At 72.8% G+C, this 13,214-nt stretch carries 13 protein-coding genes and 1 pseudogene; 8 read left to right on the top strand and 6 right to left on the bottom strand.

Annotated features, from left to right (window positions below; translation table 11 throughout):
- Positions 1-113 precede the first annotated feature (113 nt).
- On the top strand, positions 114-785 hold the full coding sequence (locus tag QC385_RS35045; protein ID WP_279545405.1) for an O-methyltransferase: 672 nt from the start codon (positions 114-116) through the stop codon (positions 783-785).
- Positions 786-805: 20 nt separating this feature from the next.
- On the opposite strand, the gene QC385_RS35040 is transcribed toward QC385_RS35045, so the two are convergent.
- Positions 806-1,198, bottom strand: a complete 393-nt coding sequence (locus QC385_RS35040) for a hypothetical protein (protein ID WP_279545403.1) — start codon at positions 1,196-1,198, stop codon at positions 806-808.
- Positions 1,199-1,286: 88 nt separating this feature from the next.
- Here QC385_RS35040 and QC385_RS35035 point away from each other — a divergent pair, with 88 nt between their 5' ends.
- Positions 1,287-1,694 (top strand): J-domain-containing protein, encoded by a 408-nt coding sequence (locus QC385_RS35035; RefSeq protein ID WP_150480607.1) that lies wholly within the window; start codon positions 1,287-1,289, stop codon positions 1,692-1,694.
- 22 nt (positions 1,695-1,716) lie between these two features.
- Here the strand turns inward: QC385_RS35035 and QC385_RS35030 are convergent, their stop codons facing one another.
- A complete protein-coding gene (locus QC385_RS35030) occupies positions 1,717-2,313 on the bottom strand; it encodes a hypothetical protein (RefSeq protein WP_279545402.1) in 597 nt (198 codons plus the stop codon).
- A 5-nt stretch (positions 2,314-2,318) separates the two neighbouring features.
- Entirely contained in the window at positions 2,319-3,035 is a 717-nt protein-coding gene (locus tag QC385_RS35025; protein WP_279545401.1) for a hypothetical protein, read from the bottom strand.
- A 167-nt stretch (positions 3,036-3,202) separates the two neighbouring features.
- Between QC385_RS35025 and QC385_RS35020 the strand changes: the two genes are divergently transcribed.
- Positions 3,203-3,694, top strand: coding sequence for a GNAT family N-acetyltransferase (locus QC385_RS35020; protein WP_279545400.1), 492 nt, complete (start codon positions 3,203-3,205; stop codon positions 3,692-3,694).
- A gap of 58 nt (positions 3,695-3,752) precedes the next feature.
- Here the strand turns inward: QC385_RS35020 and QC385_RS35015 are convergent, their stop codons facing one another.
- A complete protein-coding gene (locus QC385_RS35015) occupies positions 3,753-5,804 on the bottom strand; it encodes an MDR family MFS transporter (protein WP_279545399.1) in 2,052 nt (683 codons plus the stop codon).
- Between the two features lie 159 nt (positions 5,805-5,963).
- Here QC385_RS35015 and QC385_RS35010 point away from each other — a divergent pair, with 159 nt between their 5' ends.
- Together QC385_RS35010 and cpt are read left to right on the top strand one after the other, a co-directional pair.
- Positions 5,964-7,943: a peptidoglycan-binding protein gene (locus QC385_RS35010; protein WP_279545397.1), complete on the top strand. Its 1,980-nt coding sequence runs from the start codon at positions 5,964-5,966 to the stop codon at positions 7,941-7,943.
- A 27-nt stretch (positions 7,944-7,970) separates the two neighbouring features.
- The gene (gene cpt, locus QC385_RS35005; RefSeq protein ID WP_279545396.1) at positions 7,971-8,501 is read left to right on the top strand and encodes a chloramphenicol phosphotransferase CPT; all 531 of its coding nucleotides are present in this window, start codon (positions 7,971-7,973) and stop codon (positions 8,499-8,501) included.
- Between the two features lie 31 nt (positions 8,502-8,532).
- On the opposite strand, the gene QC385_RS35000 is transcribed toward cpt, so the two are convergent.
- Positions 8,533-9,192, bottom strand: a complete 660-nt coding sequence (locus QC385_RS35000) for an HAD family hydrolase (protein WP_279545395.1) — start codon at positions 9,190-9,192, stop codon at positions 8,533-8,535.
- 201 nt (positions 9,193-9,393) lie between these two features.
- Positions 9,394-9,975 (bottom strand): TMEM165/GDT1 family protein, encoded by a 582-nt coding sequence (locus tag QC385_RS34995; RefSeq protein WP_086604837.1) that lies wholly within the window; start codon positions 9,973-9,975, stop codon positions 9,394-9,396.
- 399 nt (positions 9,976-10,374) lie between these two features.
- Here QC385_RS34995 and QC385_RS34990 point away from each other — a divergent pair, with 399 nt between their 5' ends.
- From QC385_RS34990 to QC385_RS34980, 3 genes and pseudogenes are all read left to right on the top strand, one after another.
- Entirely contained in the window at positions 10,375-11,019 is a 645-nt protein-coding gene (locus QC385_RS34990) for an HNH endonuclease family protein (RefSeq protein ID WP_279545393.1), read from the top strand.
- 79 nt (positions 11,020-11,098) lie between these two features.
- The gene (locus QC385_RS34985) at positions 11,099-12,736 is read left to right on the top strand and encodes an alkaline phosphatase D family protein (RefSeq protein ID WP_279545391.1); all 1,638 of its coding nucleotides are present in this window, start codon (positions 11,099-11,101) and stop codon (positions 12,734-12,736) included.
- 183 nt (positions 12,737-12,919) lie between these two features.
- Positions 12,920-13,214: pseudogene (locus QC385_RS34980) on the top strand (class E sortase); the annotation flags it as partial.

Below are 13,214 nucleotides of genomic sequence, written 5' to 3'. Positions count from 1 at the left end.
CTGAGACAAGACACGCCGGGCGATATCCCCCTGACAGCGAACCGGTGCACCACGTATCTTCGTCACCGCCACTAGTTAGGGATGCTAACTATGCGTACGAAAGGTAGAGGTGCATGAGCGAGTCGCACGTCTGGGACGAGGTCGACGCCTACTTCACCGACCGCCTCGCCCCGGACGACGAAGCCCTGGCGGCCGCCCTGCGCGACAGCGACGCCGCCGGGCTGCCGCACATCAACGTCGCGGGCAACCAGGGCAAGCTCCTCCAGCTCCTGGCCCAGATCCAGGGCGCCCGCCACATCCTGGAGATCGGCACGCTCGGCGGCTACAGCACCATCTGGCTGGGCCGCGCCCTGCCCGCCGACGGGCGGCTGGTCTCCCTGGAGTACGACCCCAAGCACGCCGAGGTCGCCGTCCGCAACATCGCCCGCGCCGGCCTGGACAAGCTCGTCGAGGTCCGGGTGGGCCCGGCCCTGGAGTCGCTGCCCAAGCTGGCCGACGAGAACCCGCCCCCCTTCGACCTGGTCTTCATCGACGCCGACAAGGCCAACAACCCGCACTACGTGGAGTGGGCCCTGAAGCTCACCAGCACGGGCAGCCTGATCGTCCTCGACAACGTCGTCCGCGGCGGCCGCGTGACCGACGCCGAGAGCACGGCCCCGGACGTGACGGGCACCCGCGCCGCGATCGAACTGATCGGCAGCCACCCGCGGTTGAGCGGTACGGCGATCCAGACGGTCGGCATGAAGGGGTACGACGGGTTCGCGCTGGCACGGGTGCTGGCGTAGGGCCGGGTGTCGCCGGGCGCTCAGACCTCGTGGAAGAAGCCCACGTTGACGCTGCGCGGGGCGGTGCGGTCCTGGACGATGACCTCGCCGCTGCCGCCCCTGGGCAGCGGGACGGTGCCGCCGTAGGCGAGGGGCTGGACGTACTCCCCCACCGTGAGCCGGACTTCGGAGGACGGGTCGGGCTGGGAGCCGCGCAGCCAGGTCAGCTGCCAGGTCCCGTCGGCCCCGCACAGGAACTCCAGGTGGACGCGGGAGACGAACAGCCAGTCGTCCGGCGTCGACAGCCGGCACACCGACTTGTCGCGGCCCACCCGCAGCACGGCGCCCGGCTCGCTGGGCGCGTCGGCCATGAGCATGCCGGCCGTGGCACCCTCCTCCGCCGCGGACACGGCGGCCATGGTGAGTTCGAGCACGTGCGCTCCTCCTGAGACGTCCTGATGGGACTGCAAGCCCGCCGCATGATAGAACGCCAGGCCGCACGGTGTCCGGCACAATGGGTTCATGACCGAGCGAAAGCCACCCGGCGTCGACTTCGAGTCCTGGGTCGACAAACAGATCCGTGATGCGGAGACACGCGGCGAGTTCGAGCGGCTGCCGGGGGCGGGCCAACCGCTGCCGGCCGATGTGGACTCCACCTACGACGAACTGTGGTGGGTCAAGCGGAAGATGGCGCGCGAGGGCCTATCGGTCCTGCCGCCGACGCTGGCACTGCGCAAGGAGGCGGAGGACGCGCTCCTGGCCGCGTACGCGGCGCCTTCGGAGCAGGCCGTCAGGAAGATCATCGGCGAGATCAACGACAAGATCCGCGACATGATGTTCAAGCCGCCGCCCGGGCCCCCGCTCGGTAAAAAGCCGTACGACGTCGAGGACGTCGTACGGCAGTGGCGGGAGCGCCGGGCGGACCGGTGACCGGGGCTCGGGAGCACCCGGCTCAGACGTGCAGCAGCCGTTCCGCCAGCTCCCGGTAGTCCTTCAGGGCCAGCCGGAGCTGCTCGGTGTCGCCGCTCGACACGGGCTTGCCCTCGCCGCCCTCCACGGACTGCCAGGAGTGGCGCAGGGTGCGGCGGCGCTGGGTCACGGCCTCGGTGAACCGGGCCGCGATCTCCTCCAGCACGTGGTCGGCCTCCTCGACGGCGGCCCGGGGGGCGTCGACGAACTCGGCGACGGCGTGGTGCAACTGGGAGCCGAGTTTGTCGGACTCGTCGTTGGGGAGCAGGTGCGTGCCGTGCGCTTTGGAGGTTTCGGGGGTGCCAGGGGTTGCCGCGGTCTCGGAGGTCCCGGGAGTCCCAGGGGTCTCATGGGTCCCATGAGAGCCGAGCGCCCCGGCGGTCCCGGGGGCCCGGGAGGTTTCAGGGGTCCGGGCGGTTTCCGCGGTCCCCTTTCCGGTGGCACGGTCCGTCGGACCGCCGATGCCGTGCGACGTCGTGCCGTGGCCGGTGCCCAGGGCGGTCTCGCCGCGGGCGTCGGGACCGGCGGAGCCGCGGGCGCCGAAGGATTCGTCGCCGGGCGGTGGGGTCATGTTGGACATCGATCTCAACTCTCCTTCGCCTGACGTCGGTGGAGCGCCCACGGCATGTGTCCGTCGCGGGTGGCCGGGGCCTTGCGGCCGCCGTTCAGCCCGGCCTTGTGCCGTCCGCCCTCATGGCGTCCGCCCAGGTGCGGGCCGGCGGCGTGGCCTCCGCCGTCGTGGCGGGCGGGCCGCACGAGCTCCTCGAACAGGGCGCGGGCCGCCACCATGGCCTCACGCATGTCTTCCGTACCGGTGCCGCCGTCCCGGGCGTCGTCCGCGCGCAGGTGCGCCGCGCGGTGCACGCGCCGGTAGCCGTCCACGTGGTGGGCGTGGTGCACGGACAGCGCGGCGAGCTGTTCCTCGTACTGCCCGCCGTCCGGGAAGCCCCGGACGCCGGCGAGCTCCGCGAGCAGCCGGTCCGCCTCGGCGACGGCCTCCCGCGGCGAATCGACGAACCGCTCCTGGGCGGCCGTCCAGCGCGCCTCGTACTGCTCGCGCTGCGCCGGCTCCAGCGCTCGTTCGCGCAGGTCGCCGTGGCGTTCCACGCGCTCGGCGAGCTCGCGCTCGGCCGCCTTGGCGTCGCCGTCGTGGCGGGCGACGGCCAGGTCGTACTCGGGTCCGAAGCGCCGCTTCAGGCTCGGGCCGCGCCGAGCCCCTCGGGCGCGCAGGGTCATGACGGCCGCGATGATGACGACGGCCGCCGCGATCACGATCAGAGCAATGATCAGGCCAGTGGACATGAATGCCTTCCGGGTTCTCGGCCCAACCGGCTCTCCTCGCGAGCCGGTTCGCCGACCGGGTAGCCCGGAAGCAGGCCCCCAAACGGTGTCCGGCCCACCCCCGGGGCGCGCACACCCCGGGATATTCGGTTGCGGGCCTGGCAGGGCCCCCGCCGAGAATGCCGGTCATGACCTGGACCGTGGCCCCGGAACCGTACGACTCCCCCGTCGCCGCCGCCCTGTGGCGGGCGTACTACACCGAGGTCAGCGACCGCTGGTACCTGCTGCACGAGGGGCGCCGGACCGACCCGGACGAGCTGGAGCGTGAGATCGCCGCCCAGCCGGGCGCCGAACTCACGCCCCCGCGCGGCCGGTTGCTGGTCGCCCGGTACGGCGGTGAGCCGGCCGGCACCGCGGGCGTACGGCTGCTGGACGGCACGACCGCCGAGCTCAAGCGGGTGTTCCTGTGCGAGCCGATGCGCGGCAAGGGCGGTGCCGCGCTCCTGGTCGGGGCCGCCGAGGACGCCGCCCGCGCGCTCGGCGCCGGCCGGATCGTGCTCGACACCCGCGGCGACCTCGTCGAGGCCCGCGCCCTCTACGCCCGGCTCGGCTACACGGAGACCGAGCCCCACAACGACGAACCGTACGCCGAGCACTGGTTCACCAAGCACCTCACCTGACCGCCCGCCGACGGCGCCTCAGCCGGAGCGCCTCACCCGACCACCCACCGACGGCGCCTCAGCCGAGGTGCTCCACCGGACGGACCTCGGAGGGCCGCTCCCGCTCGGAGCCGCACAGTTCGCCGTTCAGCTCCCGCACGAGCTGCACCAGATCCGTCGGCCGGTCCGGTCCCCACCAGTCGCCGAGCAGCGCGGCGAGGGACTCCTCACGGGCCTGGGCCAGCCGCTCGGCGACCTCGCGACCCCGGTCGGTCAGGACCATGTCGAGGCCCGTGCGCACGGCGAGCCTGCGCTCCTCGACCTGGCGTACGGCCTTCATGATCACGGGCAGCGACACGGGCGTCCGCTCGGCCAGCACGGCCGGCTCCACCGAGCCGTACCGCCTCATCCGCAGCAGCACCCAGCTCGCGGCGGGCAGCAGGTCGTAGCCCGCCCGGGCGGTGATCTCCCGGTAGATCTCGCGCCGCCCCGCGCGGCTGCCGAGCACCGACAGCGCGCGGCACACCTCGTCGTGCGAGGACCGCTGGACGGGGTTGCTGGCCAGGGTCTCCGTGACGTCGGGCGCGGTGACGGAGCCGCGCAGCCGGTCCTCCTTCAGGAACCAGGCGAGCACGAAGCCGAGGAGCGCGACGGGGGCGGCGTAGAGGAAAACGTCCGTGATGGAGACGGCGTACGCGTGCAGGGCCGGCGGGCGCAGACCGGGCGGGAGGGCGGCGATGCCGCGCGGGTCGGCCTCCAGCGCGGCCACCGAGACGCCGGGCGGCAGTTGCGCCCCCCGGAAGGCGTCCGTGAGCTGGTCACCGAGCCGGTTCGCGAAGACCGTGCCGAAGACGGCCACGCCGAACGAGGCGCCGATGGAGCGGAAGAAGGTGGCGCCGGAGGTGGCGACGCCCAGGTCCTCGTACGGGACGGCGTTCTGCACGATGAGCACGAGGACCTGCATCACCAGGCCGAGTCCGAGGCCGAAGACGAAGAAGTAACCGCTCAGCTCGGCGGTGGAGCTGTGCTCGTCGAGCTGGTGGAGCAGGAGCAGCCCGAGGGTGGTGACGCCGGTGCCGGCGACCGGGAACACCTTCCAGCGGCCGGTCCGGCTGACGATCTGCCCGGAGGCCGTCGAGGCCAGCAGCAGCCCCAACACCATCGGCAGCATGTGCACACCGGACATGGTCGGGCTGACGCCCTGCACGACCTGGAGGAAGGTCGGCAGGTAGACCATCGCGCCGAACATGGCGAAGCCGACGACGAAACTGATCACGGCGGCGAGCGTGAAGGTGCGGACGCGGAAGAGCTTCAACGGCAGGACGGGTTCGGCGGCCCGCCGCTCGACGGCCACGAAGACGACGGCGAGGGCGACACCGAGCACCGCGAGCCCGACGATCTGCGCGGACCCCCAGCCCCAGGTCGTGCCTCCGAGGGAGGCGACGAGCACCAGGCAGGTGGCGACGGCCGCGATGAGGAAGGTGCCGAGGTAGTCGATGACGTGCCGCTGCGCCCGGCGCGGGATGTGCAGCACGGCCGCGATCACGGCGAGCGCCACGATCCCGACGGGCAGGTTGACGTAGAACACCCAGCGCCAGCTCACATGCTGGGTGAACAGCCCGCCAAGCAGCGGCCCGAGCACGCTCGTCGCCCCGAACACGGCCCCGAACAGCCCCTGGTAGCGCCCGCGTTCGCGGGGCGGGACGAGATCTCCCACGATGGCCATCGACAGCACTATCAGCCCGCCGCCGCCGAGCCCCTGCACGGCCCGGAACGCGATGAGCTGGGTCATGTCCTGCGCCATGCCGCACAGCGCGGAGCCGACGAGGAAGATCACGATCGCCGTCTGGAACAGCCGCTTGCGGCCGTACTGGTCGCCGAGTTTGCCCCACAGCGGGGTCGCGGCGGTCGCCGCCAGCAGGTAGGCGGTGACCACCCAGGACAGGTGATCCATGCCGCCCAGCTCGCTGACGATGGTGGGCAGCGCGGTCGACACGATGGTCTGGTCGAGGGCGGCGAGCAGCATCCCGAGGAGCAGTGCGCCGATCGAGACCAGCACGTTCCCGGACACCTGTTCCCGGTCGGCGGCGCCCTGGTCCGGCGTCTTAGTGACGTGCACATGCCCGGCCATGAGACCTCCCGAGGGTCCTGTGACATTTTCCATCGTGACCGGTGTGACGGGGTATGGCCCGCCGAGTCCTTTTGGAAGCTTTCATTCCGGGGGCTCGTCATCCGCACTGTGGAGAAGATCTGGATAATCTCTGGAGTTCGCGAGGGGAGGGAGGAACGCGTGGAACAGCCGAACGGCCACCCGTGCCCGGAGTGCGGCACGCCCAGACAGCCGGACAACACCCCGTCCTGCACCTGCGCCCAGCGCGCCGCAGAGGCCCTCCGCAACGCCCGCACGACCGATGCGGCGGCAGCGGAGGACTTCGACCCGCTCCGGATCCGTCCCTACGTCGAACTCACGCCCGACCCGCCCACACGGGCTCCCGAGGACGAGGACACGCCGGGCCGGCCCACGTCGCCCTCGCACACGGACGCACCCACGCGGGCAGGCGGCAACACCCCACGACGAACCCGCGCGGACGGCCCGACCACGCCCTCACCCGCGACGAGCCCCGAGCAGCCCACCCGGGCGGCCGACGGCACCCCACGGCGACCACACGCGGACGGCAGGCCCACGCCTGCGGGGGCCTCCTACGCCGAGACCTCGGCGCAGACCCCCGAAGGCGCCCCGGGCCGGACGCCCGGGCGACCGGCCGACCACGCCCCGCGACCGCCCCAGACCCACCCGTCGGGGTCCCGGCGCGAGGACGGCCCCGCCCAGCCGTCCCCGGCGGACCACTCCGCCTCGGCCCCGCATGCCCAGACCTCCCCTGCCGACGCTTCCACCCGAGTGGGCGAAGGCACTCCGCGACGGACCCGCACGGACGATCCGACCGCCTCGCCGCACGCCGAGGCCTCACACGCCCAAGCCCCCGCGCGGGCCACCGACGACGCGCCGCGACGGCCCATGACCAACTCCGGGCGGGCAGCCGACACCGCTCCCCGGCCGTCCCGGACCCACCCTGCGCAGCCCCCGCACACCGACGGCCCCGCGCGGGCCACCGACGACGCGCCGCGACGGCCCATGACCAACTCCGGGCGGGCAGCCGACACCGCTCCCCGGCCGTCCCGGACCCACCCTGCGCAGCCCCCGCACACCGACGGACCCGCGCGGACGCCCCACGACGCCCCGCGACCGCCCATGACCAACCCCGGGCGGGCAGCCGACACCGCTCCCCGACCGCCCCGGACCCACCCTGCGCAGCCCCCGCACACCGACGGCCCCGCGCGGACGCCCCACGACGCCCCGCGACCGCCCATGACGAATCCCGGGCAAGCCCCGCGCGCCGAAGGTGCCGCGCCGCCGCCCTCCCCCGCCGACGTGACCATGCCTTTGCGCCCGGTCGCCTCGGTCGACCCGGACGCGACCACCGTGCTGCCGGCCTCGCCGGTCACTTCCGTGCTGCCGGCCTCCCCGGAAACCTCCGTCCTGCCGACGCCCCTGGCCTCCGCCGCGACCGAGCCCAGCGTCACCGATCTGCGGCTTTTCGACGGCACGGGAGGACCGGGCCGGGGCAGGCCGGAAGCGGACGAGTCCGGCCGCAGGCCCCGGCGTCGGCGGCGCAACGCACTGCTCGCCACGGCCGCCGGGGCCTGTGTCGCCGTGGTGGCCGCGGCCGGGTACGCGAGCGGGATGTTCTCCTACGAGGCGCCGTCCCGGAACAGCGCGCTGCCGGACGACCTCCGGGCGAGCGTGCCGGACGTCCCGTCGAGCAGCGCGGCATCCACGCCGCCGGCGGAGAGCACACAGGCCGCGCCGCCGGCCCCCGCCGTACCGCCGCCGTCGGCCACGCTGAGCCCCTCGGCGTCCCCGTCGCCGTCCACGCCGAGCGCCTCGCCGAGCCCGTCGCGGTCGGCCAGCCCGTCGGCATCCCGGACGTCCGCCCCGGCCAGCCCGGAGAACGCGCCCCCGGACCGATCCCGCCAGAACAGCGGCCCCGCCGTCCTGCGCCTGGGCGACCGCGGCCCGGAGGTCACCGAACTCCAGCTCCGGCTGCGCCAGTTGTACCTCTACGACGAGGACACCGACGGCGACTACGACAGCCGGCTCGAGGAGGCCGTCCGCACCTACCAGTGGTCACGCGGCATCCAGACCGAAGATCTCGGCGTCTACGACCGGGAGACGCGGGCCAAGCTGGAGTCGGAAACCAAGGAGCCATGACCGGCCCGAGCGCCCTACTGTGACGCCGTGACTACTCAGGTGATCGTCCTCAACGGCGGTTCGAGCTCCGGCAAGTCCGGGATCGTCCGGTGCCTGCAAGAGGTGCTGCCGGACCCGTGGCTCGCCTTCGGCGTCGACTCGTTCGTCGATGCGCTGCCCGCGAAGATGCAGGGCTCGGACGGAGGGATCAGCTTCGCCGCGGACGGCGGGGTGAGCGTGGGCGCGGAGTTCCGCGCCCTGGACGCGGCCTGGACCGAGGGCATCGCCGCGATGGCCCGCGCCGGCGCCAGGATCATCGTCGACGACGTCTTCCTCGGCGGACCGCACTCCCAACTGCGCTGGCAGAAAGCCCTGGACGGGCTCGGCGTGCTGTGGGTCGGCGTCAGGTGCGACAGCGCGGTCGCCGCGGGGCGCGAGATCGCCCGGGGCGACCGGGTCCGGGGCATGGCCGCCTCACAGGCGCACCTGGTGCACGAGGGCGTGCGCTACGACCTGGAGGTGGACACCACACACACCGAGTCCCTGGTGTGTGCACGCACCATCGCCGCCCACGTTTGACCGAGCCGGCTCCTGGTGACCGCAGCGTCCGTCACCCGACATGCAGACGGATCGTCCCGTCCCCCACGGCCTCCACGCGCACCTGCGTGAGGTCGTCCACCACCACGTCCGGCGCGTGGAACGCGGCCCGGGGCCCGACCCCGACCACCGTCATCCCTGCGGAGCGACCCGCCGCTATCCCGGCGCCGGAGTCCTCGAACACGACACAGTCCGCGGGCGCCACACCAAGCTCGGCGGCGCCCTTCAGAAAGCCCTCGGGGTCGGGCTTGCTCGCCCCGACCGACTCCGCGGTCACCCGCACCTCGGGCAGCTCCAGCCCGGCCGCGGCCATCCGCGCCGTCGAGAGCGGGACGTCGGCGGAGGTCACGAGCGCGTGCGGCAGCCCCCGCAGCGAGGCGAGGAACTCCGCCGCCCCGGGGATCGGGACGACACCCTCGGTGTCGGCCGTCTCCTCGGCGAGCATCCGGGCGTTGTCCGCGTAGTTCTGCTCCATCGGCCGGCCGGGCAGCAGCAGCGCCATCGACGCGTACCCCTGCCGTCCGTGGACGACCTTCATGACCTCGTCCCCGTCGAGCCCGTGCTGCTCGGACCAGCGCCGCCAGACGCGTTCGACCGAGGCGTCGGAGTTGACGAGGGTGCCGTCCATGTCCAGCAGCAGGCCGCGGGCGGTGAGCACGGCGGTGGCCGTCATCGGCAGCTCCAAGGCTCAGGGCTCGGACGAGGGCACTCGGCAGCCCCCGGAGGGACAAGGCGGCCCCGCCCGCCGGTCAGGGAAAACGGGCGAGGGCCACTTTGTTTCTCCACGGTACAAAACATCCCCGGATCGCGCCAGGGCCCCCCGCAGACGTTCACCCACCGTTCAGCTCGCCCCGGCTCCCCCGGCCGCCCCGGCTCACCCGGTCACGGCCTCCCACAGGCTCCACACACCGAGAGCGAGCATCACCAGCGCCGCGATCTGCGTGATCAGCCGCAGCGGCACCTTCTTCATCAGCGCCTTTCCGCCGACGATGCCGATTCCGGCCACCGCCCACAGCGCGAGCACCGCGCCCAGGCCGACGGAGAGCGGGTCGTCGTAGCGGGCGGCCAGGTTCGCGGTCATGATCTGCGTGAGATCGCCGAACTCGGCGACCAGGATGAGCATGAAGCCCGCGCCCGAGACCTTCCAGAAGGACTGGTTCTCCGGCTTGCGGACCTCTTCCTCGTCCTCGCCCTTCTTCAGCAGCAGGACCGCGGCCCCGCCCAGGAAGAGCACGCCCGTCAGCGCCTGCACGATCTGCTGCGGCAGCAGCGTGAGCACGCTGCCCGCGGCGACGGCGAGCGCGACATGCAGCGCGAACGCAGCGGCGACACCGGCGAAGACGTAGGAGGCGCGGTAGCGGGTGCCGAGGACGAGGCCGGCCAGGGCGGTCTTGTCCGGCAGTTCGGCGAGAAAGACGACGCCGAAGACGACGGCCGTCACGGTCAGGCTGATCAAGGGTTCCTCAATCGGTCGGGGCTGCCCCACCGAGAGTGCTGGATCTTCACACACGACACCTCGGCACGGCAGCACACTCGGCTCCCGTGCCGTGGGGCACGGGTGTGCACTGCTTGCCGAAGGTCTCGCTGGCGGGACCCCTGGACGGACCAGTAGGACCTGCCTCCGGGCGCCGGCTCAGGCGGGCTGAGCAGTATGTCGACGGTCCGGCGAAGAGCTACTCCCCTTCTGCGCCGACCATGGTACGCGACACCCCTGGAGCGAAAAGTTCCGCCTTAAAGCTTGTCATGTCATGCACGCGTCACTAACTTCTCACCGGGCGCACACCTCCCCGCAACACGGCGCGACGAGCATTCCCTCGCTCGCAGCCCAACGCCCCCACCCCTCAAGGGAGTTCGCATGCCGAAGTTCTACGCGCGTCGACGGCTCAGCATACTCGCGGGCCTCACCGGTCTCATAGCCTCGGCCGGCCTTCTCAACGGCCCGGCCGCCTCCGCCGCCCTGCCCACCCCCGTCAGCGGGGCCACCGCCCGCTCCTACCTCGCCTCGCTCACCGTGGCCACGGAGGACCGCACCGGCTACAACCGCGACCTCTTCCCTCACTGGATCACCCAGTCCGGCTCCTGCAACACCCGCGAGGTCGTCCTCAAGCGCGACGGCTCGAACGTCCAGCAGGACTCCTCCTGCGCCGCCACCAGCGGCAGCTGGTACTCGGTCTACGACGGCGCCACCTGGTCCGCCGCCTCCGACGTCGACATCGACCACCTGGTCCCGCTGGCCGAGGCCTGGGACTCCGGCGCCGACTCCTGGACGACCTCCCGCCGCCAGTCCTTCGCCAACGACCTGACCCGCCCGCAGCTCATCGCGGTCACCGACAACGTCAACCAGGCCAAGGGCGACCAGGACCCGGCCACCTGGATGCCCTCCCGGACGACGTACCGCTGCACCTACGTCCGCGCCTGGGTCCAGGTGAAGTACTACTACGGCCTCTCGGTCGACTCGGCCGAGAAGTCCGCGCTCCAGAACCACCTCGCGAACTGCTGACACGCGCGAATCCGTGTCGGAACCTCCCCGCTGACCTCCGTCGTTCCGTACCGTACGGGGCGACGGAGAGGGGGCCACGATGGCCGGACTGCGGCTCGGACCGCTGCTGAGGTACACCGACGACTCGTCCGCGACCGTATGGGTGGAGACGAGCCGTCCGTGCACGGCCGCGGTGCGCTGCGCCGACGGCGCCGGCGGCACGGCCCCGACCTTCCAGGTGGCGGGTCACCACTACGCGCTGATCCCGGTGACCGGCCTCACGGCCGGTACGTCCACGACGTACGAGGTCCTCCTCGACGACACCCCCGTGTGGCCGCTGCCCGACTCCCCCTTCCCGCCGTCGGCGATCCACGCGCCGGACAGCGAGGGCGGCCTCCGCGTCGCCTTCGGCTCCTGCCGCTGGGCCGCCCCTCCGGCCGGCGGGCACGACCCCGTGGGCCCGGACGCCCTCGACGCGCTGGCCACCCGCCTCGTGGCCGACCCGGAGGGCGAGCGTCCCGACGTCCTGCTGCTGCTCGGCGACCAGGTGTACGCCGACGAGACCTCCGAGACGACGCAGCGCTGGCTGGCGGCCCGCCGCGACCTGAACGAGCCGCCGGGCAACGGGGTCGCCAACTACGAGGAATACACGCACCTCTACTACGAGTCGTGGCTCGACCCCCGCATCCGCTGGCTGCTGTCCACCGTCCCCAGTTCCATGATCTTCGACGACCACGACGTCATCGACGACTGGAACACCTCCGACGCCTGGCTCACCGACATGCGGGCCACCGACTGGTGGCGGGAGCGGCTGCTGAGCGGCCTGATGTCGTACTGGGTGTACCAGCACCTGGGAAACCTCTCACCGGAGGAACTGGCCGCCGACCCGGTGTACAAGGGCGTCCGGGAGGCCTCCGACGGCACCGACGTGCTGCGCGCCTTCGCCGCCCGGGCCGACGCCGACGCGGCCACGGCGCGCTGGAGCTACCGGCGCGACTTCGGGCGCGTACGCCTGCTGATGGTCGACAGCCGGGCGGCCCGGGTCCTCGCCGAGGACCGCCGCGCGATGCTCGACCCGGGCGAGGAGGCCTGGCTGCGCGAGCAGGTCCTGGACAGCCCCGGGTCGTACGACCACCTCCTCCTCGGCACCTCGCTGCCCTGGCTGCTGCCGCATCTGGTGCACGACGCCGAGGGCTGGAACGCGGCGCTGTGCCGGGGGGAACGGGGCGAGCGCTGGGCGCGGGTCGGGGAGAAGGTGCGGCGGGGGGCCGACCTGGAGCACTGGTCGGCGTTCCCCGAGTCGTTCGCCGGGCTGGCGGAGCTGATCGCCGAGGCAGGCTCGGGGCGGGACGCCCCGGCGACGGTGTGCGTGCTGTCCGGGGACGTGCACCACGCCTACATCGCCGAGCCCTCGTGGCCCGGGCCGGGTCCCGACGCCCGGGTGGTGCAGCTCGTCTGCTCGCCCGTCCACAACTCCGTCCCCCTGTCGATCCGAATGGCCTTCCGGGTAGGCTGGAGCGCGGTGGCGCGCACGTTCGGCCGTGGCCTGGCCCGGCACGGGCGTCTCCCCCGGCCGCCGGTCGGCTGGCGCAAGACGGGCGGCCCCTGGTTCGGCAACCAGCTGATGACACTGACCCTGCGCGGCCGTTCGGCACGGCTGCGCCTGGAGCAGGCCCGGGCACGGGAGGGAAAGGGCCCGCGCCTGACGACGCTGCTGGACTCCGAACTTGCCCCGTAACGGACCTATTACGACCCTTTCTTGCCCCGATGACCGTGATGCTCGTGAGGCATCCCACACCGACCGTCAATCCTTGGCCAGGGACCTCGGTTCCGGTCCCCGGCGACGGCATGATGAGGCGGACCGTCCGCTTCCCCACCGGCGGACCTCCGAATGCGCCCCACACGCCCGGGAGCCCCACCCTTGTCTGCGTCGACCGAGGAATCCGTACCGGAAGAGGCCCTGCCGGAGGGATCCGTACCGGAAGAGGCCCTGCCGGAGGGATCCGTACCGCAGGAACGGCCGGAAGCAGCCGTACCGGAGGAACGGCCGGAGGGATCCGTACCGCAGGAACGGCCGGAGGGACCCGTGCCGCAGGAACGGCCGGAGGGACCCGTGCCGCAGGAACGGCCGGAGGGACCCGTGCCGCAGGAACGGCCGGAGGGACCCGTGCCGCAGGAACGGCCGGAGGGACCCGTGCCGCAGGAACGGCCGGAGG

Origin of the sequence: Streptomyces sp. DH10 (genome assembly GCF_029813805.1) — a bacterium.
In the GTDB taxonomy this organism is placed as follows: domain Bacteria; phylum Actinomycetota; class Actinomycetes; order Streptomycetales; family Streptomycetaceae; genus Streptomyces; species Streptomyces coeruleofuscus.
This window is presented reverse-complemented; position numbering and strand designations above follow the sequence as displayed.

Excerpts from the sequence above, each read along its gene's own strand:
- QC385_RS35045 (WP_279545405.1), top strand. The coding sequence starts at position 114 with ATGAGCGAGTCGCACGTCTGGGACGAGGTCGACGCCTACTTCACCGAC.
- QC385_RS35035 (WP_150480607.1), top strand. The coding sequence starts at position 1,287 with ATGACCGAGCGAAAGCCACCCGGCGTCGACTTCGAGTCCTGGGTCGAC.
- QC385_RS35030 (WP_279545402.1), bottom strand. The coding sequence starts at position 2,313 with ATGTCCAACATGACCCCACCGCCCGGCGACGAATCCTTCGGCGCCCGC.
- QC385_RS35025 (WP_279545401.1), bottom strand. The coding sequence starts at position 3,035 with ATGTCCACTGGCCTGATCATTGCTCTGATCGTGATCGCGGCGGCCGTC.
- QC385_RS35020 (WP_279545400.1), top strand. The coding sequence starts at position 3,203 with ATGACCTGGACCGTGGCCCCGGAACCGTACGACTCCCCCGTCGCCGCC.
- QC385_RS35015 (WP_279545399.1), bottom strand. The coding sequence starts at position 5,804 with ATGGCCGGGCATGTGCACGTCACTAAGACGCCGGACCAGGGCGCCGCC.
- QC385_RS35000 (WP_279545395.1), bottom strand. The coding sequence starts at position 9,192 with ATGACGGCCACCGCCGTGCTCACCGCCCGCGGCCTGCTGCTGGACATG.
- QC385_RS34990 (WP_279545393.1), top strand. The coding sequence starts at position 10,375 with ATGCCGAAGTTCTACGCGCGTCGACGGCTCAGCATACTCGCGGGCCTC.
- QC385_RS34985 (WP_279545391.1), top strand. The coding sequence starts at position 11,099 with ATGGCCGGACTGCGGCTCGGACCGCTGCTGAGGTACACCGACGACTCG.